We start from the raw sequence: 25,026 nt of genomic DNA, 5'->3' as shown, positions 1-25,026 counted from the left end.
AAAGAACATAACAATTGAGGACATAACAATATGAATGAATTTTTTGATGGGCCTCGCGGCGCTCAATTTGATGCGATGTATTACTGGGATCAGTTTCATCCTATCCTGGCTGCAGTAGTGATCTTATTGGTTGGTTGGATAATTGCTTTATTAGTAGCAGCAGGTGTGAAAAAGCTTCTACAAAAAGTAAATACCAATGCCAAACTATCTTCTGCTACTGGCAGAGCGCCAAATATTGAAGGTCTGATCTCCAAGGTTGTATTCTGGTTTATTCTGATTTTAGCTGTTGTCGCGGCTCTAAATGTGCTCAACATTAGTGGAGTGAGTGGCCCATTCAGCAATATGGTGAATCAGGTACTGGTCTACATTCCAAATATTATTGCTGCTGTAGTGGTGGGTTTCATTGGTTGGATCGTTGCTCGACTGGTGCGGGCAGGGATTACCAATGTTTTATCCAGAACCCAACTCGATGATAAATTAAGCAGTGAAGTGGGTGTAGGTGGAATTAGCCAGAATATTGGTGAAATTCTTTACTGGCTTGTATTGTTACTTTTCCTTCCGATTGTTCTGTCAATATTAGGACTTACAGGCTTACTCATTCCAGTTCAAAATATGGTAAATGACGCTGTAGCTTTCTTACCAAATATCTTTATTGCTGGCGTGATCGTTTTTGTTGGTTATATCTTGGCAAAAATTGTACGCGGTATTGTTGAAGGTCTAGTAAATAGCTTAGGTGTTCAGGCTCAAGCTGAAAAAATTGGTCTTTTCAAAAGCTCTAATGTAGGCAAATTCTTAGGTTCATTTGTTTTTGCTATCATCATTATTACTACATTAATTGTAGCGTTCGAAGCTTTAGGTATTGAGACAATTTCTCAACCTGCGACAGCAATGCTAAATGAAATCTTGCAAGCAATTCCAAACATTATTGCGGCTGGTTTAATTTTACTGGTTGCTTATATTGTTTCTCGTTTTGTTGGCCGCTTAGTAGCTGAACTCATTGCAGGTACAGGTGTTGATGAAATTCCTGCAAAATTAGATGTGCAACGCTTTTTAGGTCAAACTAAAGTTTCTAATGCAGTTGGCTGGCTAATTGTATTCTTTACTATGCTGTTTGCAGTATCTGAAGCAGCGGACCGTCTTGGTTTCGATCAAATCAGTGGTCTCATTGCAATGTTTATCCATTTCGGTGCAAACATTCTATTGGGTGCTGTAATTTTAGTAATTGGTTTCTGGCTAGCGAATATTGTAGCGAATGTGGTTCAACGTGGTGAATATAATAGTTCGCGTTGGTTAGCTAGTTTAGTTCGTGTTTTAATTATTGGTCTGGTACTTGCGCTTGGTTTAAGAGCGATGGGTATTGCAGATTCAATTGTTAACCTTGCATTTGGTTTGACTCTAGGCGCGGTTGCCGTAGCTTTCGCTCTTGCATTCGGTTTAGGTGGTCGCCAACCAGCAGAACGACTTTTAACTGATTTACTTGATAAAGCGAAAAAAGAAGCCAATCAACCGAATCCTCTTTATCAACCACCTTCTAGTACGAGTAGTTCAGCTCCAGCTACAACTATGTCGCCAACTCCATCTACACCAACAACGCCACCATCAACAGCTCCATCTGATGCAAAACCAACAGATTCTGTACAGGTGAATCCAGCACAACCGCCAGTGAATAAACCGTTTGGTTCTACAGGCGAAAATGATGAAATTTAAGGGAATTAAATTAAATTTCAGATAAACAGTACAAAAAATCTTTGATTTTTGTGATAAGTTCGACCACTCTATATTGAGTGGTCGTTCTTTTTTGACCGTTATAAAAACAAATAAGTGAGGAAAATACGATGAAGAAACCAGGTCGTTTTTTAGCACCGATTGTCATTGCCGGAATTACGGTAGGGTTTTTAGCAAGTGCTTATAAATTTGTATTTAGTAAGTCGGAAAGCTCAAAACAGACTACTTCTCAGCCACAAGATTCATCGAATGCATCAAGTGGTTCGAAAAACTCAAATTAGCTTATACATATTGGGCAGCAGCATAGGCAGAAGACCATGCCCACTGGAAGTTGTAGCCCCCTAAGTGGCCAGTGACATCAAGCACTTCTCCAACAAAAAACAGTCCTTTCTGCTTTTTACTTTCCATGGTCTTAGAAGATACTTCTGTTGTATCTATTCCACCTAAAGTAACTTCAGCGGTACGATATCCTTCTGTGCCAGATGGTTTAACTGCAAAACCATGTAGCTGCTCGGCAATATGATCTAGCTGTGCATCACTGATATTGCCAATCGCTATTTCGCTTTGTTCTGGCCATATGAGTTGTTGTAACTCTTGGATAATACTTTTGGCAGTAAACTCATTAAGTAGAGTGCGTAATAAAACTTTAGGCTGTGCTTTCTTTTTATCTTTTAAATAGGTCGCTAAATCTTGGCTTGGGAAAAAGTCAATTTTAAAACTTTCGCCTGAGTTCCAATAGTTTGAAAGCTGTAGAGAACTTGGTCCACTTAAGCCACGATGGGTAAATAATAATGCTTCAGTAAAGCTATTTTTTGAGTTGCTTAACGTCACATCTAAAGCATTACCACTTAAACGTGTGGTCACTTCTTTAATGTGATCTGAAAAAGTAAATGGAACTAAACCAGCACGGGTTGGAAAAACTTGATGTCCAAATTTTTGTGCTAGTTCATAGCCAAATCCAGAACCACCCAAAGTTGGAATGGATAAGCCACCAGTGGCAATAACTAAAGAATCACAAGTGTAATGTCCTTGATTGGTGTTTAGTGAAAACCCACCTTTTTCTAAGGGGGTAATTTGGCCAACTTCGCAATGGGTTTGAATATCCACATTTTTGGTTTTATTACACTCACTCACAAGCATTTCTAAAATTTCTTTAGCGCCGTTTAGCGTAAATAATTGTCCGTGTTTACGTTCTTCATAGGCAATTTTGTAGTCACATACTAAACCGATAAAGTCCCAGTTGCTATAGCGTGACAGGGCAGAAATAACGAAGTGCGGATTATGAGAAATATAGTTGTCAGGTTCGACATACAGATTGGTAAAGTTACACTTACCGCCACCTGACATTAAAATCTTTTTACCAATTTTATTGGCTTTTTCTAAAATTAAAACCGAGCGTCCACGTTTAGCAGCATGTGCAGCCAACATGAGTCCAGAAGCACCTGCACCTAAGACAATGACATCGACATGACTGTTAGACATAAGAGATTCTCGATTAATCTTGAAAATTAAAAAGGGGCATATACTATCATGCCGAGCCTTAGTCATGCTAAAGACATTTACAGCTCTGGTGAATAAGGCTCCCTAAATATTTGTGAGTCAGTAGCTTGGTTTATTTCTTATATCTGCTTGTAAACCACCAGAATGAATTGCCAGAATACGAGTTCCTGCAGAGAAGTAATTGTTCTTGATAAGGTCAAACAGACCGAACATCATTTTTCCCGTATAGATCGGTTCAAGGGGTACAGCGTATTGTTCTTCAAAATTTTCTATAAATGCCAGTAAATCAGATGAAGTTTTCGCATAACCACCGCAGCAATAAGCATCTGTCAGCGACCAATTTTGTTTTTTAGTCCACTGCATAATATCTTGTTGTAGAAAGTCGCCTTTTAATGCTGAAAATCCTAGAACCTTTTGATGCGGTGCGCTTCGTTCAATGAGTCCTGAAATCGTTCCTCCAGTTCCAACTGTACAGCAAATTACATCGTATTGTTCTAAATCACTCTGACTAAGAATTTCCTGACATCCTTGTACTGCTAGCTCATTAGAGCCGCCTTCAGGAATAATGAAGGTTTCAGGAAATTGATTAAGCAATTGTTGAAGATAGTTTGCGTCATCCCTCAAGCGATATTCAGTGCGCGAGACAAAATGTAAATGCATTCCTAAACTTTGAGCTTTTGCCAAGGTGGGGTTAAGAAGCTGGGTCGCTAATTCTTCCCCACGAATAATGCCTACACTTTTAAAGCCAAAAAGATGAGCTGCATACGCAGTTGCGGCAATATGATTTGAATAAGCTCCACCAAAAGTTAAAACGCCTGATAACGCTTGTTGTTTTGCGGCAAGCAGATTGTATTTTAGTTTGAAAAACTTATTACCCGAAATTTGAGGGTGAATTAAATCTAACCGCTTAATGTCGAGATGCAGGGGGGAGAGTAGTTGAATATATTGATAAGGAACTGATTGAGCAATGTGATCAAACATTAGAAATTGAGAAAATAATGATTGATCACATTGTAACTTTTTAAATAGAACTTTAAAAAGCTGTTTACGAATTTGTATCGACAGAAGTAACCACTGACATGCCAGGACGTAAATGTTCCATTCCTTCCTGATTTGGATCAATAGTAATGCGTACGGCAATTCGTTGCACAACTTTAGTAAAGTTACCTGTCGCATTGTCAGGTTTTAACACACTGAACTCGGAGCCAGCAGCAGGCGAGATCTGCTCAATATGTCCCGTAAATTTTTTGTGTTTCATCGCATCGACTGTAAACCATGCCTTCTGACCAATTCGCATATTGGCAATTTGGGTTTCTTTGAAATTGGCGATCACCCAAGTTTGCTGTGGAATGAGGTAGAGTAACTGTGAGCCTGCTGCTACATATTGCCCAACACGAGGATTAACTTCACCAAGTTGGCCATCCATCGGAGCAACAATAACGCTATAGTCTTTGGTGGTTTGTGCTTGGTCTAACTGTGCTTTAGCACTTGAAACTTGTGCTTCTAAACCAGTTTTTGCAACTTGTGCTGTTTTAAGTGCTTCATTTGCAACTAATACATTAGCTTCTGCTTGCTTAAGTGCTGCAAGATTATTTTCAGCATCTGCTGCGGCTTTATCTTGCTCAGATTTAGAAGCTGCGCCACTGTTTCCTAGCTGTTGATAGCGTCTAAGCTGGGCTAAAGAAAGTTCATATTGAGCTTTGGCTTGATCCACTTTGGCTTGTGCCGCCACAATGTCAGCTTGTTTCTGGGCAATGGATTGCGTTTGATTGGCTAAGGTATTTTTAGCTTGCTCAACACCTGATGCTGCTTGTGTTACTTTTTGGTCATAAGTCGTTGCATCAATATGCATGAGTACTTGACCTTTTTTGACATGATCAAAGTCTTTAACGACTACATCTTTAACGTAACCATTAATTTGTGACGATAAAATGGTGGTTTTACCTTTGACATAACTATTGTCAGTTTGCTGAACACTCGTTGCAAATGGCCCGATTCTCCATGCCCATAAAATCACTAAAACACCGACAATAAGAACACCTAACATCCATAACAGTGTTGAGCGTTTTGTCGGAATCAGTTTACTTGCAGGTGCAGGTGCAGGTGCAGGTGTTGGCTCGTTGGCGGGTGCCTGAGCTGGTGTTGGTTCCGGTTTTTTTTGATCATCTGACATATATCAATCTCAATTTCTATTTCATCAAATACGAAAGCCATTAAGGACGGCTAATTCCTCTGCGTTGTAGATATTTACTACGTGCAATATTAAATCCACCCCATAAGAGTAGTGCGACGGCAAAAATACCGTTTAAAGCAATAACGTCATTGTAGGCACGAACCTGGGCTTCACGAGTGACCACTTGATTAAGTGAACGCATAGATTGAGCTGTTTGTAATGCTGGGTCAGTAGTGGTGATTGATGCGCTGCGTTGATAAGTAGAGAGCCTTTGAGCGACTAGAGGGTCTGCTTGTTCTAAATCTTTAATAATCTCTGCCTGATAGTTTTGCGTACGATGTTGTTGATAGGTCGAGAAGAAAGAAGACCCAACAAGACCACCGAAAGTTTGGGTAGCTGAAAATAATACGATAAAGGTCACTACATAAGATGGGCCTTTAGCAAGTGTTTGCGCAAAGCCAATCAGAAGTAATGGACCAATAAATAGACCACCAGCAAAACCGACTAAAAACTGACTTGCAAAGAAATTCACAGGTCGAACATCACTGGTTAAGTGATAATCTAGTCCACAAGCAACTAGAATGAGGAACTCTGCAAAAAGTAAGTGGAAGATAATTCGTTCGCGTGAAAAAGTCAGTGCACTAAAAAGTGTTCCGCTTAAAATCCCGACTAATATGACAACATAGAGGGGCACAAATTGGTCAGGGCCCATTCCCATTGTTTTTAAGAAGTTAACAGCAGCATAGCTTTGTTCAGACATTAAAAGTCGAATAGCAAAAGCACCAAAAATGAAACGTAGGGTCGAAGAGGCACCTAACCAACGCGTCATAATTAATGGATTGGCGCGATAGTGTTCATAAAGTAAACCTAAAACAACTAAGCTAAAACCTGCAATTAAGACGTAAGCAAGCCATTCGCTATTAAACCACCATAAAATTGGGCCTTGCGTGAGCACAATACACAAGCAGGCAAAACCTGGAGCCAATAAAGCAAAGGTAAAGAAATCTTGCTTCTCAAAAACATAGATTCGTAAGCTACGCGGTAATTTCAATGAAACAACCATGGCTAAGCAACAAAGTGCTAAACCAAGCTCAAAGGTGTAAAGAACAGACCAACTGTCTGTACTGACAAGAAATGGAGAAATAATCCAAGCTAACGGTACGCCAAGTTGCTGAAAGCCGAATGCGATATATATTCCTTTTGCCATGTCTGCTTTTTTAAAGGCTTGCATGGTGTAATACATGCCTAATGAGCTCAGTGGCGCGCCAGCTAAACCTGCCACAACCCGTGCAAATAAAGCCATTTCATAGGTATGTACAAAAATATGTAAAACCAGCACGGCAATAAAAATAACCAGCCCTATTTCTGAAAATACTCTCAGACCATATTGTTGTCTGGCTTTAAATAAAATCAGGTTTGAGCTGACATTTGCCATGACATATGCCGCAGGCAGCCAAGCAGCTTCGGAAGGTGTTAGTCCATATTCACCTTGGATTAAGGGTAAGTTTGCCGTAATAAAACCATTACTTAAGCTTGCGGAAAGCGCGACAAATAAACCGATAAAGAAGTAAATAAACCGCTTAGGTATAGAATGCGCAATAGCTGCCGGTGAGCCAGGTAGAGTCGGTTGCTCTTCTGGTGTCCAGTCGGGTGGTGTTTCTAAATAACGAGGCGTTTTACTCATTCTATCCCTCGAATTTTTTGTATTTGAATACCATGAAATAGTAATTCAATTGCTCGTTTTGCTAAGCGAGTCTGTTCTTCTGGCTCATGTCCTTGAAATGAAGAACCCAACATTGCAGTGACCATTGCATAGTCATCGGCAGTTAGATCAGCTCTGCACAATTTTTGTTCTATCGCATTTTCAATCAGTGGGTTAAGTGCATTATTCCGCCGTTCATAAATTTTTAACATAATTGGGTCTTGTCGATCAATTACTCTCCAAAAATCTTGCAAAATTGCGAGCTTGGGAAGTTGCCCAATATGTCCTTCAATTAAACGAAATAAACCGTCCTCGAATTGTTGAAAATGAGCTGCTTTTTGCTCTAGCTGTGTAATCGCACGCTCTAAAAGCGCGCTAATTAAAGCCTTGCGATCACAAAAGTTGCGGTAAAAAGTTGCTCTGCCGACACCAGCATGGTCAATTACAACTTGTAAGGGAACATTAATGCCATGAATACGAAAACATTCTTCGGCTGCATTGAGTAATTCATCCCGATTATGGGCAGCAATTTTTTGACGTTTACTCATGTCATCGATTGGGGAGTTTCAAAGGTTATATATTTAACGGACATTTTTGTCCGTTGTGAAGGTATAAATTGTAAAAACATGAAAATTCAATTTTCAGCATTTATATCTTCTGCATTTTTATATGCGTCATAAAAAGCTGTTAGAATACCGCGCAATTGCGTAATGCTAGGTCAATACAATGTTTGAGTCCCTTATTCCTCTTTTTTCAATTGCGATGGCATTGATGCTTGGAGCAATAAGTCCTGGGCCAAGCTTTATTTATGTGGCACAAAATTCAATTTCTAAATCACGTAAACATGGGTTGTTTACAGCATTAGGGACGGGGACAGGCGCAGCTCTGTTTGGCCTGTTAGCTGTTATGGGGTTACAAGCCGTGTTATTGGCAGTGCCTTCTGCTTATTTGATTTTAAAAATTGGTGGTGGGCTGTATTTGCTTTGGCTGGCTTTTAAAATTATTAAACATGCTAAAGAACCAATTGCCATGGAAAATGATGGCAAATCAAAAATGACCTATAAACAGGCATATCGTTATGGTCTTATTACGCAGTTAAGTAATCCGAAAATTGCAGTCGTGCTAGCGAGTGTATTTACTGCTTTGTTACCAAAAGAAATCCCAAATTATTACTACGTCGCATTACCAGTGATTTGTTTTATGATTGATGCTGGTTGGTACTCATGTGTGGCAATGCTGCTCTCTTCAGAGAAGCCTAGAACAATGTACTTAAAAGCAAAAACTGGTGTTGACCGAGTCGCTGGAAGTATTGTGAGTGTATTAGGCTTAAAGTTAATTTTCTTCAAATGATAAGTCTTTAATTAAAATATCTAAAAAATCCAAAGCCAGCTATTTATAGTCTGGCTTTATTTTTGCGTAAAATATATACAAATTGAAATATCTTTTTTAGCACTTAAACACTTTAAAAGTGGTAACTTAATAAATAAAACAAAAAGAAATGAGGATCTCGTTATGAAAAAACTAATGGTGAGCATTTCTGTAGTTTTTCTCATCTTAACTACAGGATGTGAGATGAGAACAATGAGCAAGCAACAGCCAGCAAGTGAGCGGACCATGAGTATTGTGGGTACTCCGGTTCATGAAAAGGATTATAAAATTTCCGATATACAAGTGAATAATCATGAGCAAGCTAACTATTAAGTTACTTGCTGGATGTGCAACTTACTGTATTTTGAATATGGTAAATGCATGTGAGCCTGCTTCTTTAGATTGGAAGCTTTTTCAGGAAAAATATGATTTAAATCATGATGGCATGTATAGCCTAAAAGAATTTCAACGTGTTGAAGATTTCTATCCTTACAACTGGCCCAGTGATAAACGTTTTCAAGGTGAAAATAAGCAAACAGAGCTATTTCATTATCTAGATGAAAATAAGAATGGTTATTTAACAAATGAGGAGTTAGGAAACATACATGTTTTATTTAATAACCCTTGTGAAGGGTGGCCGTGGTCATAATTTGAAAGTACTCGCTTTCTAAATTTATTTAATATTTTAATTCACTCAGTTTTGATATTCCTAAAATAAAAAAGCTTCCAATTCAGGAAGCTTTTTTATTAAGGCAGATTAAGAAACTTTATCGCCTGGTTTTGCACCGCTATCTGGAGAAATAATGAAAATACCTTCACCATTTCCAGCAGCAAGTACCATTCCGTTTGAAATGCCAAAACGCATTTTACGTGGTGCAAGGTTAGCAACCATGACAACCAATTTACCTTTTAAATCTTCTGGCGCGTATTGGCTACGAATGCCACTGAATACATTGCGTGGTTCAGCTTCACCAACGTCTAACGTCAGTTGAAGTAACTTATCTGAACCTTCAACTGTACCTGCTTCCACGACCTGAGCAACACGCAAGTCAACTTTTAAGAAGTCCTCGATGCCGATAATTTCAGCTTCACCCACTGCTGGAGCAGGGGCAGCTTTTTTCTCGGCAGCTTTGTCCTTTTTCGCCGCTGCTTTAGTTGCTTCTGGAGCAGGAGTACCTAAAGACTCTTTAGATGCATCCACCATTGCGGCAACAGCTTTTGGATCAACACGTTGCATAAGCGGTTGGAACTGTGCAATCTCATGGTTTACAAGAATTTGTTTACGTGACTCGAAATTGAAGCTCTCAAGTTTTAAGAAACCTTGAACTTGCTCAGCCAAAGTTGGAAGAACTGGAGCTAAGTACACCGCTAATTGACGGAATAAGTTGATACCAACTGAGCACACTTCAAGAACTTGTTGTTCTTGACCTTCTTGTTTAGCAAGTGCCCACGGTTTTTTCTCGTCAATATATTGGTTTGCACGATCAGCAAGCGCCATAATTTCACGAATAGCCATTGAGAATTCACGTGCTTCATACGCGCTAGCGATTGAATCACCTGCATCAATAAAACTTTGTACCAACTCAGGTTCTGCACATTTAGCAGACAAAGTATTGTTAAAGCTACTGTTGATAAATTTGGCGCAACGGCTAGCAATATTGACTACTTTACCGACTAAGTCAGAATTTACTTTTTGAATAAAATCATCAAGGTTTAAGTCAGAATCTTCAACTTTATCTGAAAGTTTAGATGCAAAGTAGTAACGTAAATATTCTGGATTCAAATGCTGTAAATAAGTCTCTGCTTTAATAAATGTACCGCGAGACTTAGACATTTTTTGTCCGTTCACAGTCAAGAAACCATTTACAAATAAGCCTGTCGGAGTGCGGTAGTTTGCACCATCTAACATTGCAGGCCAGAACAACGCATGGAAATAAACAATGTCTTTACCAATGAAATGGTAAACATCGTTTTGACTGTCTTTTTTCCAGAAATCATCAAAGTTTAAATCTGGGCGTTTAGTTTTGATGTAATTTTCAAAACTAGACATATAACCAATTGGTGCATCTACCCAAACATAGAAATATTTATTTGGCGCATCTGGAATTTCAAAACCAAAATAAGGCGCATCACGAGAAATATCCCAATCGGTTAACCCTGCTTCAAACCATTCATCGAGTTTGTTTGCAATCGAGACAGGTAAGCGACCTTCATCACGGGTCCATTTCTGTAAATACTCAGCAAAGTTCGGTAGTTTGAAGAAGTAGTGATCTGATGATTTTTCAACTGGTGTTGCACCACTTAAAGTCGAGCGCGGGTTAAGTAACTCGGTTGCATTATAAGTCGTACCGCAAACTTCACATGAGTCGCCGTATTGATCTTCTGATTTACATTTTGGGCATGTACCCTTAATGAAGCGGTCAGACAAGAACATGCCTTTTTCTGGATCAAATAATTGAGTTACAGGGCGAACTGCAATATTTCCAGCTTCACGGTTTTTAATATAGATATCTGTTGAACGTGCTTTATTGGCATCGCTATGCGTTGAATCATAGTGATCGAAATGTACACCGAAGCCATCAAAATCACGAATATGTTCTTTCTGAACGTTCGCAATTTGCTCCTCAGGGCTAATACCGTTTGCCTCAGCACGTAGCATGATGGCAGTACCATGAGCATCATCCGCACATACATAAGTCACATCATGACCCATTGCCCGCATGGCACGAACCCAGATATCTGCCTGGATGTAACCGAGTAAATGACCCATATGAATTGGACCATTAGCGTAAGGAAGGGCATTAGTGACTAAAATTTTACGCACGGATTTCATTCTCTCATTCGTATTTATAAGGTGGAAGATTTTAACTGATGAAGGAGGAAAAACAAAGCAACGCTTTGTCCGACTGCAAGATGAGAGCTAAGCTTGAGTGGTGGGATAAGCAAAGGTTAATAATCTTTGCCCAAGCGTAAGGCGAGAGCTGTGCTTGAGTGGCGGAATAATATCTTTGTTGGGCAACAATGAGTATTCGTAAAAATCAGGTTTTAATTGCGAAGTTATTTCTCTTTAGAACAGATAAACAAATCGAAAAATATTTGAATCTTCCTGTATTGTCTTTGTTTCAAATTGCAGTTACGGTCAGAAAACAAGCCATAACGATGTATAACTAATAACTTATTCAGGTAATTTTTTAATTAACTACGAGGATAACAACGATGACTACTGAAAATAAATTAGATGATTTAAAGGCAAAAGCGGCAGATGCAAAAGTTCAAGGTGAAAAAGCTTTGGATGATTTAAAGGAAAATGTAAAAGAGAAACAAGCTGCTGGTAAAGAAGCAGTTGAAGATACAGTAGACAAATTAAAGGCAAAAGCGGCAGATGCGAAAGTACAAGGTGAAAAAGCTTTAGATGATTTAAAGGAAAATGTAAAAGAGAAACAAGCTGCTGGTAAAGAGGCGGTTGAAGACAAAGCAAGTGATTTGAAAGGCAAACTTGAAGATGCTCAGCACACTCTGCAAGACAAGTTCGATCATTTACGTACTGAAGCGAGCCATAAACTTGATGATGCCAAAGCCAAGGCAGCAGAGCTAAAAGATGAGGCTGCAACAAAATTTGATGAGTTAAAGACTCAGGCAACGGCAAAGTTTGATGAGTTGAAGAAAACAGCAACTGATAAGTTAAATAAATTGAAAAACCATGATTCTGCTGAATAAGCTGATCTAAACTAAAATCTGCACTCCTTACCTAAAAGATGAGATTGTAAGTGAGTAATTATTCATCCCAAGGTGAGCGAGTGCGGACCAATACTGTTACACTATCTCCATTAAGCTGTAATGATCTGTTTTTGGAGTAAACAATATGTCTTGGCTTTCTTCACTAAAGTCTGTTTTTTCACCCGCACAAGAAGTGAAAGAAGATGAAATCCAAACCGTACTCCAAAATTATTTACTACCCCATTCAAAAGATGCTTTAAAAGATCGCATTAGTCAGCTCCAAGTTCAGGGTCGTGTATTACAACTTACAATTAATACCTTTCCTGATGAAAAAGAGCACTTGCAGCAAATTCATGATGATTTGGCTGGGGCTTTAGAAAAGTGTGGTATTGAAGAACTAAACCTGCATGTGGTGCAACAGAAGCGTCCTACACAAGATAGTTCAGGGCAAGGCTGCTCATCTAAAGCGCCAAAAGAAAATGCTAACTTACCGCCTGTGTTAGATGCTTCACCTAAATCAGAACCAGACCCAAATAATCCTCCTATTCAAAAAGCCGCTCCTCAACAAAGAGATGTTCCACTTCATCCACGTATTAAGCATGTTATTTTAGTTTCATCTGGTAAGGGCGGTGTTGGTAAATCGACCACTACTGTCAATTTGGCACTTGCTTTGCAAAAGATGGGACTTCAGGTTGGGGTGCTGGATGCCGATATTTATGGTCCAAGTATTCCGACAATGTTAGGCAATGCTGGCAAAACTCCGTTGATTGAAAGTGAAAATTTTGTGCCTTTAGATGCCTATGGAATGGCAGTGTTATCGATTGGACATTTAACTGGTGATAACAACACACCTGTCGCATGGCGTGGGCCAAAGGCAACGGGTGCTTTAATGCAACTATTTAATCAAACGCTTTGGCCTGATTTAGATGTATTGATGATTGATATGCCACCAGGTACTGGTGATATCCAGCTTACACTTGCTCAGCGTATTCCAGTCACAGGTTCAATCATTGTGACTACGCCACAAAATGTTGCATTATTAGATGCAACTAAAGGAATCGAGCTATTTAATAAAGTTGGAATTCCAGTATTAGGGGTCGTTGAGAACATGTCGACTCATATTTGCTCTAACTGTGGACATGAAGAGCAAATTTTTGGTATTGGTGGCGGTGACAAGCTCTCTGAGCAATACCATATTCCATTATTAGGGCGCTTGCCTCTAAATGCTCAGATCCGTGAGCATGCTGATCAGGGTAAACCTAGCGTTGTAGCAATGGATGATGCGGCTGATAGTTATATTGATATTGCCAAAGCGATGTGGGAACAGATTGAAAAAATTCCTCAACGTACACGTGATGACAAGCGGATTTTTTAAATTATTAAAGCCCGACTTTAAGTCGGGTTTTTTATTGTCTGGTTAAAATAAAAAATTAAATTACTGAATTTTAATAACAAAGCTAAACTTGAAATTGGCATGTAGATTGCTACTTTACACTTTTTAAAAAGAAAGGGTAAAAAATGCAATTTAAATGTGCTTTTGGCGTAATCAGTTTATGTAGCGCTTTATTTTTAGCCGGATGCAATAATGACGACTCTTCTGTTTCACAAACACCAACAGTTCAGGAACAAAAACAGAAATTACAGCCGATTGTTATTCAGGGTGCCTTACCTGTAGAGTCGGAAAGAATGGCTTCAAAATTAGAGAATAAGGTTGTTGAACAAATTGGTGGGTGGACATTCTGGAAGGGTACCTATAACGGTTATCCAATGATTATTTCTAAAACGCACATGGGAATGAGTAACTCGGCTGCTGCAACTGCTTTAGCTATCGAACGTTATAAACCGATTGCGATCATTAATCAGGGAACAGCAGGTGGGCACGACCCAGATCTACACGTTTACGATATTGTTTTAGGAAAATATGCGACCAATATTGGTGCATTTAGAACTCCTAAACAGCCATTGGGTGCTGGGTCAAATTCGCTCACTTGGGTTGAAGCTTTTGATGTTTTGCCAACAGATGAGTCTGATCCAGAACCGATTGCAATACGCAAATTTGAAGGTGATCAAGAGCTATTAATGGCGGCACATAAAGTCCGGTATGACAAAGGTGAGGTAGTTGAGGGAACGATTGGTTCAGCAGATGTTTGGAATAACGAACTTGATCGTATTCAATTTTTCCATCAGCGTTATGGCACTTCAGTTGAGGAAATGGAAGCGGCATCAGTTGCACAAATTGCAAGTCAGTTGAATGTTCCTTTTCTAGGAATTCGAATTTTATCTAATAATATTACCAATAACGGAGCTTATGACTCAGGTACGGGAGAGGCTTGCCAAGAGTATGTACTCAATGTCGCCGAAGAGTATATGAAATCAAAACTACCAAAATAATAATTTAAGACTTAGCAAGAAGCTTGGAGATTTATAAAACTTCTTCTTCTTGCTTTTTATGACGGTGTCTACTTTTCCAGTTTTTAATAACCATCCAACGCCAGAAAATTTCTGTAGATAGATATAAAATAACGGCAAATACAAAAGCTTCGACAACCAGACCCGTCATCAAAATTTTTGCGAGACTAAAATCAATGTGTCCATGTCCGAAATGAGTAATCCAACGGGAAATTTGGTGTAATACACCTAGTAACATTTCTTTGTTGATCATATGCACATGAAAAATATGTGCGCCAAACCAAAAACCAATATACAGAATAGGAACTAGAGTAAGTGGATTACTAAGCCAAGCCAGCATTAAGCTAATGGGTAAATTTACTTCGAATAGTAAGACTGCCATCACAATAAATACACTGTGAAAAGGGATAGGCAGTAAACCAAAAAAAGTCCCAACAAAAACAGCTCGAGTAATTGATTTTCGATTGACATACCAAAGCACAGGATTCAAGGTCTTTTTACCAAAAATCCTTAGAAATTTCATATTTGAAACTTTCTCGGGCGAGGGAAGCCAAGATTGAAAAAAGTGCTTTGCCATAATCATTAAAGTAGTAGAGCGCGGTGCTCTATATAAAAAAATCAGAAACAATATATGAATTGAAACTTATTAAAAGCTTAAAATTTAAACTTACCATCACTATATATTTTTTATTATAAAGGCTTTTGATGGAAAAATAGACTTAAAATAAAAATACTTATGTTACTTAAGTAAGAAACGATTTGAAAACCATAACAACTGACCGTAAAGTTTTCTTTATCACTTTTTGTGATAATTTTATAAGTATATGTTTTTAATATTTTTATTTAGCTTTTAAAAATGATTTTAAAAACTTTGTCTTACAATTACCTTTTGCCATGTAATAAGATATCTATTAATCTGAGATGACTATATTGTGAGGTCATTCAATGATTTCATGGCTTTTTATTGGCTTAGTAGCCACAATTTTACTTACCCCTGGTCCAACTAACACTTTGCTTGCTTCTTCAGGCGTGCAAGTAGGATTACGGAAGTCAGTAAAACTTATTCCAGCAGAAGTTTTGGGCTATGTGATCTCTATTTCTGCATGGGGAATGCTGATTGGGAAAGTGTCCACCACATTGCCATTGCTACCGCCTATTCTTAAGCTATTGAGTGCTTGCTATATTATTTTCTTAGCCATTAAGTTGTGGCATACGGCAAATCAAGAGGTTGAATTAAATCAGCCTACGATCCGTACTCGTGAATTATTTTGCGCAACCTTATTGAATCCTAAAGCCTTGCTCTTTGCTTCAGCAATTTTTCCTGTGGCTGCATGGAGTGATTTTCATATTTATTTTATTCATATGATGGCTTACTTAGCGCTTATTACGCCAATTGCCTTATTCTGGATTTTCCTGGGATCACTTTTAGCTTCTAAGAAGGTTGCGTGGTTAAATCAGACCAATTTGCAAAAAACTGCTTCACTCGTTTTAGTCAGTTTTTCAATTCCTATCAGTTATTCTGCTTTACTTAGCCTATAAAAGTACTGCTGAGCTATTCTTATCGAGAAGAGTAGCTCAAGCGTTGTTTTCATAATTGCTTTTTTACGTTAAAGTACGTCGCAATCAATGAAATTACCTTTTGGATAGAAAATACATGGCTATTAAGTCTGATCGTTGGATTCGCGAGATGAGCGAAAAACACGGCATGATTGAACCTTATGCAGAGAATCAAGTCCGTTTTGATCAAAATGGTGAAAAGTTGATTTCCTACGGGGTCTCTAGCTATGGTTATGATGTACGCTGTGCCCGTGAATTCAAGGTTTTTACTAACGTACATTCTGCAATTGTCGACCCAAAGAATTTTGATGATAAAAGTTTTATCGACATTGAGTCTGATGTTTGCATTATTCCGCCAAACTCATTTGCTTTAGCACGTACAATTGAATATTTCCGTATTCCTCGTAATGTATTGACCGTATGTTTAGGGAAATCTACCTACGCTCGTTGCGGTATTATTGTGAACGTGACGCCGTTAGAACCTGAATGGGAAGGTCACGTAACTTTAGAATTTTCAAACACTACTAATTTACCTGCCCGTATTTATGCAGGGGAAGGTGTAGCACAAATGCTATTTTTTGAAAGTGATGAAGTCTGTGAAACATCTTATAAAGATCGTGGTGGTAAATACCAAGGTCAAACAGGTGTAACACTACCTAAAACCTAATTCTTTTGATATTGAGAATAGTATTAAAATTTGTGGGTCACTCAGGTGGCCCAATTTTATGGATAAAATTTACATGAGGTGCGTTTATCGGAATAGTGATAAATGACAGTTTCCTTTTGTAAAAAATAATATAATATGATCAATAATTGATTTGTTTTTTTGTTCTGCATCACAGTATTAAAAAACAAATGTATTGGATATAGGTTGTCTTTTTAGTCGTAATTGTTTAGTTATCTACTAAATTCAGACAGGCCAAATAAAAAGAAATTAAACAGGATTATGCCCCCAAGGATACGGAGGTCGGTCATGCGACAGTTTACGTCTCTTCATGTAGCGATAGCGCTTGGAAGCTTATGCTTTTCTTCAGCGTATGCTGCTTCTACATTAGTCCCTATGTCAGATTCGGAACTCTCCGCAACTCGTGGCCAAGCTTTAATGAGTATGTCTTATATTGCGCCTACCGATTCTGCAAATTTGGAAAAACTGCGTGACAGTAATAGTAACGTAGGTTTTTATAAATTGGGTTTAGATGCCGATTTAGAACTGAACGCGAATATTAAAAAATTGCAGCTTGGATGTGGTGGAGCTAATGGCGCTGGTGCGTGTGATATTGATATTGATAATTTAAGCTTAAGTGGTCTTTCAGATACTAACGATGGCCGTGCGAGTTCTTCAGCAAAACTAACTAACCCGTTCATTGAGTTTGCGATAAAAAATCCTAACAGTGCATCAACTCGCGAAGTAGCTGGAGTAAGGCTAAGTGCAGAATCCATTCAAGGCTTACTTACTTTTGGTTCAGAAAATACAACTACAAAAAATGGTATTAACTCTTTTAGTGGTTATATGGTGACTCAAGCGACTGGAGGTACGGTTAGTACTTTACAAGCAGTGTCAGGACAAGCTGGATTAACTCAAACAAATTTAGGAACAGCAATTACTGGTAAGGTAAAAAGTACAACAGGGTTTATTACAGCAGACTTCCAGACAACAAGTTATGATTTAGGCTTAAGTAGTGCTTCTGGTAGTTTATCTTTACCTTCCCAAGTTATTTCTGGAAAACGTATTACGACGGCTAATTTAACAGGTACTGCTGTAGTTAGTGGAATTAATTTATCTGGGCCTATCCAGGCAAATGCTCAAGCATGGGGAGCTATTCCACTTACTATTAGTGGGAATCTGTCTGGTACAATTAATAATTTAGGTGTAAATGTAGCTGTTAATGAGGATTTAGGATATTTCCATAAAGTTAATTTGAATGGCACAGCGGCTTCTCTATCATTACAAGGGCAAAATTTACAGTGGACAGGAGCGAAGTCGGTTTCTCAGGCGGGCTGGTGGTTAGAATTATCAAATCCAATTGATATTGGTGATGTAACACCTCAATCACAGGTTAAAATTACGGATGACGTGGTAAAAGCCACATTAGGTAAGGTTAGTCAGTATTTGACAGCTAACCCAGTTGAATGTGGGCTTCTTGCTAGTAATTGTTTACTAGGTAATATCGATGTAAGTACTGTCGATTTAACTGGTCAGTATGTTCCTATGACTTTGAATAATTTGGTCTTAAAAAATCAGAGTTTTGCTCCGAACTGCTATGGAAATTTAAAGTTCTGCTAATTTGAAAATAAAGTAGCTAGTGTTGCTTAACATTCATCGGAAAAGTAAATTTTTACATGCTTTTTTTTGCATTTGTGCAAATATTCCGCATAATAGAAATGTGGAAAGGTTGGCAATATCTTTTAGATTTGCCTCATTGTCTAAGGTGAAAAGGATAGCTTCACCTGGCATCAAGGAATGTTCAAGAAAAATAAATATGGTGCGCGGCATCGTATAAAACAGGAAGGTCAAGATGACTACACTTAATTATACGGTAAGGTTTCAAAAAACCGTTTTGGCAAGTTTAATCGGGCTTTGTATAAGCCAACCTAGTTTCGCACTCGAAGAACTTTCTGATGCGGGCTTGAGTGAAACTACGGGTGAAGGTATTGCTATCTTGCCACAGAATACTTATATGGTATTTCGTGGTGCAGGTGCAAATGAAACCTCAACTCAGATTTTAACTGATCGTACTAAAGATACAGGTTATATCAATTATGTACCTGTTGGTCCTTTAAGTATGACAGCCGCTGATACCAATAAAAATGGCTCGATTGATTCTGGTGACCGTGCGGTAGGTAAAGCTGATATTTTTCTTTATGGCTTAGCACTTTCTAAATCTGATAATGATACAAATACCCGTATTGCTTCTACTGATGCCGCCGCTGCAATTTCGAGTTGGGGTACTGCTGTTAACCCATGGATTTTTAAAGTTGCAACTGAAAACTCGGTACCAAATTTTAGTGCAAATAATTGTACAGGTGCGACAGATCCTACTTGTCAGGTAACTTACTTAGCCCTAGAAGCCCCTTTATATGAGGTTGGAACGAAAGATACAGCAGGTATTGATGCTTATAAGCTGAAATTAGGCTTATGGACAGATATTTTTGTCCGCAATCCAAATAAAATAAATGGTGCATCAGACCAATTTAATTATGGTGACTCAAATGGTTTGATTGGCACAAGTACTGATGCAACTCGTGCGAACCGTCTTCGTTTACAAGGTATTTGGAATAACTTTAGCTTAAATGGCAGTCGTTTGCAGCTTTTCCAGACACTAGGGGGAGCGACATCTGCTGGCGGAATGAGCCCTTTCTATAATGATACTTTAGGTTTAGCAGGAGTTATTCGTTTAAATAGTGGCGATGCCTCCAATTTAAGAGCAACGATTACGTCCAATACCCCAACGTCTGCGGTAGGACCTTGGGTAAATCGGTATAGCACCCAATATACTGGCGCTCCAAGTAATAGTTCACCTAGCTCGGATTGGTTATATCGTATTCGTAGCCAGACCACCACTGTGACGTCAACGGGCTCATGGACTGCACCCACAGACAGCGCTATGAATAACGTATTACGTTTGAGTACACGTGAATCTGGAACTACTCAAGGTAATTTGGTAACACCTGCAATTAATGGTGGACCTGCTCCAACTTTTGATGCGAATGAAGGTTTATACCTTTATAACCCAAACATTAACCTTGTTTTGGGTTCTTTATATCAACCACTAGTTTTAAGCTCAGATGGTAAAAACTTTAGTTTAGAACTTGCTCGCATTCCAAATAAACCAGAAATTTATAAGAAAATTTATACAGATTATAGTGGTGCCGATACGAGTTATTTAGGTTCCACTTGTAATATTTACCAATGTGGTACCAGTGTAACTTTAGGTGGTAAAACTTACCAAGGCTCTAGTGCGACGCATAGCAGTATTTCAATTGGTTCAACAGTTTATAATGCAACTAATAATACTTTAGAGGCATTTAAAGGAAATAGCACACAAGATGCTGTAGGTATTTCATTTGGTAAATTACCTACAGGCACAGTGGCTGCGATCACGCAAACTAAAAACTTCTATCAATTGCAAAATCAGGAACGCCGCGCAGGCAGCTATAGCTGTGGATTTTTGAACTTAAGTACTTGTTATGATACTTGGCAATATCGTACAGCAACGGGTTGGACTGGCAATGCAGGGTCAGGTTTAAGATTTGATTCTCAGAACGCGAACTGGGCTAATATTGATAGTACTTCCTATTATAACCCGACAGTAAATAATACGGGGTATACCTTAGCTGATGCAGGGAATGGCGCTCAGTTTGCTGTACCAGCTGGCACACCTTTACCAGATGCACTTTATAACAATGGACGTTGGTCTACTACTACTCCAAATGCAGATTTGAATACCTATAAGTTATCTGGAGCACAGATTAGCTCAGCGATTACGAACAACATGGGTTCTGCTGTTATTGATGGTGTATTAATTCAGCATTTAAAACTGACAACTAAAGGCCTATAAGAGGAGGAGCGTAATATGAAAAAAATAAGTACTTTAATCCTCGCTCTTTGTGCAACCGCTACTCATGCAGAGCTACAAACTTTAGATAATGACGCTTTGCAGGCGATTAATGGTCAAGCTGGTGCTGATTTATCTTTAATGCTTAATTTAAACCAGACGGTTAACGGTGTCTTTGACAATGGTAGTGGTGGTGTTTGTGAGAACGTTGAGTTCTGTCATATAGGTTTAGCGATTAACAAACGTTTTGTACAAGCAGATGCAACTAAGCCAAGTGGTTGGGCTGAAAATAGTGATAGTGGTAATAAACTTTGGCTCGTATTTAAAGGTGTACAAGGAACTTTAAATATTCAAAAAATGGGCTTGGATGGCGCTGATTTAAAATATCTTGATAAAAGTAATACTGAAATTATTAAGCCTGCTATTCAGCTTAGTTTTAGCTCAGCTCAACCGATTTTATTCCGTAACTTTGGTTTCAATGCTTTATCAATTGAGCAAGATAACTTTACTAGCTCAACAACAACGCAAGGCTCAAGTTCAAATATGTATGATTATGCATATTTCAAAAAACCGACATATGCTGCGACTGCTAATAGTGCAGCACAGCAAGTTGCTACAGCAACTCCGTCGGCCTATGACTATGGACGTGAAACTGGTTTCATGGGTTTAATGATGAATGGGAATTTGGCTATTCAAGGAAAAGTCATGGTCTTTAGCTGTGATGGTAGCCATCCTCGTTGTTAAGGGTTAATGTAGATTTCAAAGGAACTGAAGTGATGAAAAAAAATAAAGAAAATCACAGCTCAAAGTTTATTTTAAATACATTAGCAACCAGCATGTTGTTAGTGAGTGGTCAAATTTATGCTTTAGAAGCTTTAACAGATGCTGATTTGAGTGCCGTCAATGGACAAGATGGGATCTCGATTCAAACTACGTTTAATGAAATTAATATTGATAATGCTTACTGGGATGACCATGCAGGCACACCAACAAGTGCTGATCAGGTATTAAGAGCTCAAGCAAGTGGTGTAAAAGTCCAAAAAAGTAATGCATCTAGCCAAACTTTAAGCACTAATTACCGTTTAGATGTAGGGAGTAACCCAACTACGGGTAAAACTGGACTCGACTTTTCTATACAAAGTAGTCCATCACTTATTACCGTAAATAGCGTTAAAGTTTGTAATAGTTCAGCTACATGTTCGCCAACTTTAGGGCAGTTGGCTATTCAAACGACCTCTCCTTTAAATTTGGCACTTACAACCCAAGATGGGCTATTTAATGCAAATAGCCAGTCAAGCATGACACTTGGTATTAATAATGCCAATATTTATCTAGGACAAGTGGATGCGCGCAGCCAGTTAAATCAGTTAATTTTAAGAAATTTTAACTTTAATTTTGTTGGTAAAGGGGCCATGTTGATTGACCCAACTCGTGGCTTAGTTTTACAGACAAATACTGGAACTAATGTTGCTGGTGTAGGACAAATTCCGAATACTACCTATGGCTATGTTGATTTTAACCGTGTAGCAGATTCAGCTTCTGGTTTAACTGCGGGTACATATGTTGACAGTAGTGGCAAAGTAACCAATTCAGGCCTGAATATTGAGGTGATGCTCAGCTCTAATGTCGATAAGTCTAACCCTTATGCTTTAGATGCAACTAATAGCCCACAAAATGCGAAAGGTTTGATTCGTTTAGGTGCTAGCGGACGTATGGTAAATAGTTATTTACAAGTCCGTGGTATGGATGGTACAGCGGATACAACAATTTTAGGTACGGCAAATACAGCTTCGGGAACAGCTTCAAGTAATAGCATTTTAGGTAACTCTGGAATTGCCTTTCGTATGAAAGGTGAATTCACCAAAGATAATGATTCAATGCTAGGTGCAGATGGCAAAGCGACAACTTTAGAAATTGGTGGAGCAGGTCTGAATGCTTATGGTTTCGAGTTTGGCAATTTAACTGGTCTTAACTCAGCTACGCGTGGTTATTTCGACAGCGGAAATATTTATCTAAATCTTGCTGATACGAAAACATTATTAATGCCAAACAACGCAACCTTAAATGCAATTCGTTTAGGTAGCGGTACTTTAACGACAACTGCTGATTATCAGCATAATATTCACCGTGATACGGTGACTAATCCATTTAGTTTAATTCTTGCGATGCGTGGAGCAGAGTTTCAGGCATTTTCAAGACGCGGTCGTTTTACGACAAGTGCGAATGTCGCGGCTGCCAATCAGTTTGCAGATAATGGTGCAAATAACCAGTGGGGCTTAGCCTTACCTTTTTATAACTTAAATGCTAATGCTGCTGTATATGGTTTAGATGCACCTGCAAATAGTGCTTATTACTATACAAAAGATGCCAATGGTAAGCCTGTTCGAAATGTAGTGGCGACATCTGGAACGACTTCGCGTTTAGGTTTTGGTATTGCGGCTGGAACTACAGGACGTGATGCGACTGGAACTAAAACGACCTCAATTTTATTAATTGATGGTTCTCCAAATGCTAATAATGGCGGTAGTCCTACTGATTATTATATGGGGTTACGTAACATTGATATGTTCGTCAAAGGCAATGGAAGCATAGGCTTAGAAAATGGCAGTCTTAATATTAGTTTAAAAGAGATGCTACTTGCTTTATCAACTGAAATTGCAGCAGGGTATTTACCGGGGGCAAAATATAAAACTTGTCCAGCTACCGGGTCGTGTACCTCACCAATTGATAACTTTGCCAGAAATAATGATGTCTTATTTGGTCTAAAACTGCGTTTAGGCGGAGATCTTAACTTATCGATCGTTCCAAACAGTTCAATTGCAGATGGTAGTGCTTTAACTGTACTGGGCGATTTCACGATGCCTGCCACAGCAACTGGAAATACGGTTCAAATTAGTGATCCGATCGATGGTTCTGCGATTGGTTTTGATAATATTACTGGAAAGCTCGCGTTTAATACTGCTTTAGTTGTTGGTAAAGACAGTGCAAGTGGTTTAGGTAAAGTTGGCGTAAATACGGCGGTTTATTTTAATCCTGATAAGAGTATTGATGGCGCATTACGTGTTAAAGATATTAACTTCTATCCTCCATCAACTGGTGCCGGTGCACGTTTAGGCGAGCTTGCGATTACTGGTGGACGTTTAAATAGTAGCTTTAGTATTGTGCCTAGAAATGGTGCTTTTAATTAATCAAAAAAAGTGGCAGCCATTGCCACTTTTATAAAAATTTATTTTGAATGTGATTAGATTTGCATTCGTCGGGTTATAGGGATAATTGCTTTGTACTTGAATATTATTCTGATAGTCTGAACAAATAATAAGCGTTTGTCTCTTAAGGATTAGAGCGACATGAAGAATAAAAATATAGGGTGCTGGTTGCTACTTGCCAGTAGTTCAAGTGTTTTTGCAATGCAGCCTTTAGATGATCAAAGTCTTGCGGCTGCGACGGGCCAAAATGGTTTAACCTTAGGTATTCAGGCTGATAAAGTTAAATTTAATCAAATCGCTCTGATTGATACAAACGGTATTGCTTCAACTTCTTATAATAGTAAGGCTGGTTTTGTGATTGCAGGAAATTCTACGAATCCGGTTCCTGGCATAGAGTTTATTAAAGCTGCCGTATCGAGTAATCCTTCTTTTAATATCGTAATGGATACTGATGCAGGTGGTGGAAATCCTTTTTTAAATTTAGCGGTATCTATGGGGAGTGATGTAAACGGTATTCGACTTTTACCATTTTCAGTTTATTTAGCCCCAAGTGCATCTTTATCTAGTCCATCCGATTATGCATTAACAAGTTATGCACCAAAATCAATTTTTAGTTCAGGAACGACAGTCAATACGGGTGTAAAAGAACTGATCCGTTCTACTGGCAATTTAGATATTAACTTTGTACAAACCAATAAACCTCGTTTAAATATTCAGCTTGGCCATGCTGCTCAATCAGTTATGGTTAAATTTGGAGGGGCAATTCAATCTATTTGTTCTGCTGCTGCAGGTTGTCCAATTACTTTAGTGTCTGATAATACGGGTGCTACATTCGGGTTTAAATTTGCTGGCACAAATACCTCAACAGGTTTTGTACTTGATGGTTTCTATGCAGGTGTTGATCCAACTGGATTAACTTTTGGAAATACAGGCGTATCAAGTAAATTTGATGCTTCACTTAATAATGTCACTTTAGGAAATATGGGTACTCAAAATACAACAACGTTTAATAATTTACCGAATGGCTCAATGGGGAGTTTTGGTGTCACTGGCGTTTCTGTAACTGACTTTAAAATGAAAGTAAGCGGCTTTTAAAAAGTATAATAGCTTAAC

At 38.6% G+C, this 25,026-nt stretch carries 22 protein-coding genes; 15 read left to right on the top strand and 7 right to left on the bottom strand.

Annotated elements, in window-relative coordinates:
* Positions 1-30: 30 nt before the first annotated feature.
* Both ACT53H_RS06585 and ACT53H_RS06580 read left to right on the top strand, forming a co-directional pair.
* A complete protein-coding gene (locus tag ACT53H_RS06585; RefSeq protein WP_476008891.1) occupies positions 31-1,707 on the top strand; it encodes a mechanosensitive ion channel in 1,677 nt (558 codons plus the stop codon).
* A gap of 128 nt (positions 1,708-1,835) precedes the next feature.
* On the top strand, positions 1,836-2,006 hold the full coding sequence (locus ACT53H_RS06580) for a hypothetical protein (protein ID WP_238612669.1): 171 nt from the start codon (positions 1,836-1,838) through the stop codon (positions 2,004-2,006).
* 1 nt (position 2,007) lies between these two features.
* Here the strand turns inward: ACT53H_RS06580 and ACT53H_RS06575 are convergent, their stop codons facing one another.
* From ACT53H_RS06575 to ACT53H_RS06555, 5 genes are all read right to left on the bottom strand, one after another.
* Positions 2,008-3,207 (bottom strand): BaiN/RdsA family NAD(P)/FAD-dependent oxidoreductase, encoded by a 1,200-nt coding sequence (locus tag ACT53H_RS06575; RefSeq protein WP_111855911.1) that lies wholly within the window; start codon positions 3,205-3,207, stop codon positions 2,008-2,010.
* Positions 3,208-3,324: 117 nt separating this feature from the next.
* A complete protein-coding gene (locus tag ACT53H_RS06570; protein WP_476008890.1) occupies positions 3,325-4,206 on the bottom strand; it encodes a 1-aminocyclopropane-1-carboxylate deaminase/D-cysteine desulfhydrase in 882 nt (293 codons plus the stop codon).
* Between the two features lie 64 nt (positions 4,207-4,270).
* Positions 4,271-5,398, bottom strand: a complete 1,128-nt coding sequence (locus tag ACT53H_RS06565) for an HlyD family secretion protein (protein WP_476008888.1) — start codon at positions 5,396-5,398, stop codon at positions 4,271-4,273.
* A 40-nt stretch (positions 5,399-5,438) separates the two neighbouring features.
* The gene (locus ACT53H_RS06560; RefSeq protein WP_174729950.1) at positions 5,439-7,082 is read right to left on the bottom strand and encodes an MFS transporter; all 1,644 of its coding nucleotides are present in this window, start codon (positions 7,080-7,082) and stop codon (positions 5,439-5,441) included.
* Positions 7,079-7,648 (bottom strand): TetR/AcrR family transcriptional regulator, encoded by a 570-nt coding sequence (locus tag ACT53H_RS06555; RefSeq protein WP_002120318.1) that lies wholly within the window; start codon positions 7,646-7,648, stop codon positions 7,079-7,081. Before ACT53H_RS06555 ends, ACT53H_RS06560 begins: the two co-directional genes overlap by 4 nt.
* A 178-nt stretch (positions 7,649-7,826) precedes the next feature.
* On the opposite strand from ACT53H_RS06555, the gene ACT53H_RS06550 reads away from it, so the two are divergent.
* The 3 genes from ACT53H_RS06550 (at position 7,827) to ACT53H_RS06540 (ending at position 9,117) form a co-directional block, all read left to right on the top strand.
* On the top strand, positions 7,827-8,450 hold the full coding sequence (locus tag ACT53H_RS06550) for a LysE family translocator (protein WP_013198835.1): 624 nt from the start codon (positions 7,827-7,829) through the stop codon (positions 8,448-8,450).
* 162 nt (positions 8,451-8,612) lie between these two features.
* On the top strand, positions 8,613-8,801 hold the full coding sequence (locus ACT53H_RS06545; protein ID WP_004794284.1) for an NF038215 family lipoprotein: 189 nt from the start codon (positions 8,613-8,615) through the stop codon (positions 8,799-8,801).
* A complete protein-coding gene (locus ACT53H_RS06540; protein ID WP_004794282.1) occupies positions 8,782-9,117 on the top strand; it encodes an EF-hand domain-containing protein in 336 nt (111 codons plus the stop codon). Before ACT53H_RS06545 ends, ACT53H_RS06540 begins: the two co-directional genes overlap by 20 nt.
* Before the next feature lie 108 nt (positions 9,118-9,225).
* On the opposite strand, the gene metG is transcribed toward ACT53H_RS06540, so the two are convergent.
* A complete protein-coding gene (metG, locus tag ACT53H_RS06535) occupies positions 9,226-11,292 on the bottom strand; it encodes a methionine--tRNA ligase (protein ID WP_353158067.1) in 2,067 nt (688 codons plus the stop codon).
* Positions 11,293-11,684: 392 nt separating this feature from the next.
* Between metG and ACT53H_RS06530 the strand changes: the two genes are divergently transcribed.
* The 3 genes from ACT53H_RS06530 (at position 11,685) to ACT53H_RS06520 (ending at position 14,576) form a co-directional block, all read left to right on the top strand.
* Positions 11,685-12,185, top strand: a complete 501-nt coding sequence (locus tag ACT53H_RS06530) for a hypothetical protein (protein WP_353157808.1) — start codon at positions 11,685-11,687, stop codon at positions 12,183-12,185.
* A 145-nt stretch (positions 12,186-12,330) separates the two neighbouring features.
* On the top strand, positions 12,331-13,560 hold the full coding sequence (apbC, locus tag ACT53H_RS06525; protein WP_353157806.1) for an iron-sulfur cluster carrier protein ApbC: 1,230 nt from the start codon (positions 12,331-12,333) through the stop codon (positions 13,558-13,560).
* 143 nt (positions 13,561-13,703) lie between these two features.
* Positions 13,704-14,576 carry a 5'-methylthioadenosine/S-adenosylhomocysteine nucleosidase gene (locus tag ACT53H_RS06520; protein WP_353157805.1) on the top strand — a complete coding sequence of 291 codons (873 nt, stop codon included), beginning with the start codon at positions 13,704-13,706 and terminating at the stop codon, positions 14,574-14,576.
* A gap of 31 nt (positions 14,577-14,607) precedes the next feature.
* Here the strand turns inward: ACT53H_RS06520 and ACT53H_RS06515 are convergent, their stop codons facing one another.
* Positions 14,608-15,177, bottom strand: a complete 570-nt coding sequence (locus ACT53H_RS06515; RefSeq protein WP_003653419.1) for a DUF2062 domain-containing protein — start codon at positions 15,175-15,177, stop codon at positions 14,608-14,610.
* Between the two features lie 362 nt (positions 15,178-15,539).
* Here ACT53H_RS06515 and ACT53H_RS06510 point away from each other — a divergent pair, with 362 nt between their 5' ends.
* The 7 genes from ACT53H_RS06510 to ACT53H_RS06480 all read left to right on the top strand — a co-directional run bounded on the left by ACT53H_RS06510 (position 15,540) and on the right by ACT53H_RS06480 (position 25,008).
* Positions 15,540-16,133, top strand: a complete 594-nt coding sequence (locus ACT53H_RS06510; RefSeq protein ID WP_004794271.1) for a LysE family translocator — start codon at positions 15,540-15,542, stop codon at positions 16,131-16,133.
* Between the two features lie 115 nt (positions 16,134-16,248).
* Complete coding sequence (gene dcd / locus ACT53H_RS06505; RefSeq protein WP_004794269.1) at positions 16,249-16,818, top strand: dCTP deaminase; 570 nt, start codon at positions 16,249-16,251, stop codon at positions 16,816-16,818.
* A 306-nt stretch (positions 16,819-17,124) separates the two neighbouring features.
* Positions 17,125-18,435, top strand: coding sequence for a hypothetical protein (locus ACT53H_RS06500; RefSeq protein WP_476008887.1), 1,311 nt, complete (start codon positions 17,125-17,127; stop codon positions 18,433-18,435).
* Positions 18,436-18,667: 232 nt separating this feature from the next.
* The gene (locus tag ACT53H_RS06495; protein WP_443271400.1) at positions 18,668-20,710 is read left to right on the top strand and encodes a hypothetical protein; all 2,043 of its coding nucleotides are present in this window, start codon (positions 18,668-18,670) and stop codon (positions 20,708-20,710) included.
* Between the two features lie 15 nt (positions 20,711-20,725).
* Positions 20,726-21,451, top strand: coding sequence for a DUF6160 family protein (locus tag ACT53H_RS06490; RefSeq protein ID WP_174727999.1), 726 nt, complete (start codon positions 20,726-20,728; stop codon positions 21,449-21,451).
* Positions 21,452-21,483: 32 nt separating this feature from the next.
* Positions 21,484-23,895 (top strand): DUF6160 family protein, encoded by a 2,412-nt coding sequence (locus ACT53H_RS06485; RefSeq protein WP_476008886.1) that lies wholly within the window; start codon positions 21,484-21,486, stop codon positions 23,893-23,895.
* Between the two features lie 159 nt (positions 23,896-24,054).
* Complete coding sequence (locus ACT53H_RS06480; RefSeq protein WP_476008885.1) at positions 24,055-25,008, top strand: DUF6160 family protein; 954 nt, start codon at positions 24,055-24,057, stop codon at positions 25,006-25,008.
* Positions 25,009-25,026 lie beyond the last annotated feature (18 nt).

Source organism: Acinetobacter sp. DMC2 (assembly GCF_056314305.1).
This window is presented reverse-complemented; position numbering and strand designations above follow the sequence as displayed.

Excerpts from the sequence above, each read along its gene's own strand:
- ACT53H_RS06520 (WP_353157805.1), top strand. The coding sequence starts at position 13,704 with ATGCAATTTAAATGTGCTTTTGGCGTAATCAGTTTATGTAGCGCTTTA.
- ACT53H_RS06545 (WP_004794284.1), top strand. The coding sequence starts at position 8,613 with ATGAAAAAACTAATGGTGAGCATTTCTGTAGTTTTTCTCATCTTAACT.
- ACT53H_RS06585 (WP_476008891.1), top strand. The coding sequence starts at position 31 with ATGAATGAATTTTTTGATGGGCCTCGCGGCGCTCAATTTGATGCGATG.
- dcd (WP_004794269.1), top strand. The coding sequence starts at position 16,249 with ATGGCTATTAAGTCTGATCGTTGGATTCGCGAGATGAGCGAAAAACAC.
- ACT53H_RS06550 (WP_013198835.1), top strand. The coding sequence starts at position 7,827 with ATGTTTGAGTCCCTTATTCCTCTTTTTTCAATTGCGATGGCATTGATG.
- ACT53H_RS06575 (WP_111855911.1), bottom strand. The coding sequence starts at position 3,207 with ATGTCTAACAGTCATGTCGATGTCATTGTCTTAGGTGCAGGTGCTTCT.
- ACT53H_RS06485 (WP_476008886.1), top strand. The coding sequence starts at position 21,484 with ATGAAAAAAAATAAAGAAAATCACAGCTCAAAGTTTATTTTAAATACA.
- ACT53H_RS06480 (WP_476008885.1), top strand. The coding sequence starts at position 24,055 with ATGAAGAATAAAAATATAGGGTGCTGGTTGCTACTTGCCAGTAGTTCA.
- ACT53H_RS06495 (WP_443271400.1), top strand. The coding sequence starts at position 18,668 with ATGACTACACTTAATTATACGGTAAGGTTTCAAAAAACCGTTTTGGCA.
- ACT53H_RS06510 (WP_004794271.1), top strand. The coding sequence starts at position 15,540 with ATGATTTCATGGCTTTTTATTGGCTTAGTAGCCACAATTTTACTTACC.
- ACT53H_RS06490 (WP_174727999.1), top strand. The coding sequence starts at position 20,726 with ATGAAAAAAATAAGTACTTTAATCCTCGCTCTTTGTGCAACCGCTACT.
- ACT53H_RS06515 (WP_003653419.1), bottom strand. The coding sequence starts at position 15,177 with ATGATTATGGCAAAGCACTTTTTTCAATCTTGGCTTCCCTCGCCCGAG.
- ACT53H_RS06500 (WP_476008887.1), top strand. The coding sequence starts at position 17,125 with ATGCGACAGTTTACGTCTCTTCATGTAGCGATAGCGCTTGGAAGCTTA.
- ACT53H_RS06530 (WP_353157808.1), top strand. The coding sequence starts at position 11,685 with ATGACTACTGAAAATAAATTAGATGATTTAAAGGCAAAAGCGGCAGAT.
- ACT53H_RS06580 (WP_238612669.1), top strand. The coding sequence starts at position 1,836 with ATGAAGAAACCAGGTCGTTTTTTAGCACCGATTGTCATTGCCGGAATT.
- ACT53H_RS06555 (WP_002120318.1), bottom strand. The coding sequence starts at position 7,648 with ATGAGTAAACGTCAAAAAATTGCTGCCCATAATCGGGATGAATTACTC.
- apbC (WP_353157806.1), top strand. The coding sequence starts at position 12,331 with ATGTCTTGGCTTTCTTCACTAAAGTCTGTTTTTTCACCCGCACAAGAA.
- ACT53H_RS06565 (WP_476008888.1), bottom strand. The coding sequence starts at position 5,398 with ATGTCAGATGATCAAAAAAAACCGGAACCAACACCAGCTCAGGCACCC.
- ACT53H_RS06540 (WP_004794282.1), top strand. The coding sequence starts at position 8,782 with ATGAGCAAGCTAACTATTAAGTTACTTGCTGGATGTGCAACTTACTGT.
- ACT53H_RS06570 (WP_476008890.1), bottom strand. The coding sequence starts at position 4,206 with ATGTTTGATCACATTGCTCAATCAGTTCCTTATCAATATATTCAACTA.
- ACT53H_RS06560 (WP_174729950.1), bottom strand. The coding sequence starts at position 7,082 with ATGAGTAAAACGCCTCGTTATTTAGAAACACCACCCGACTGGACACCA.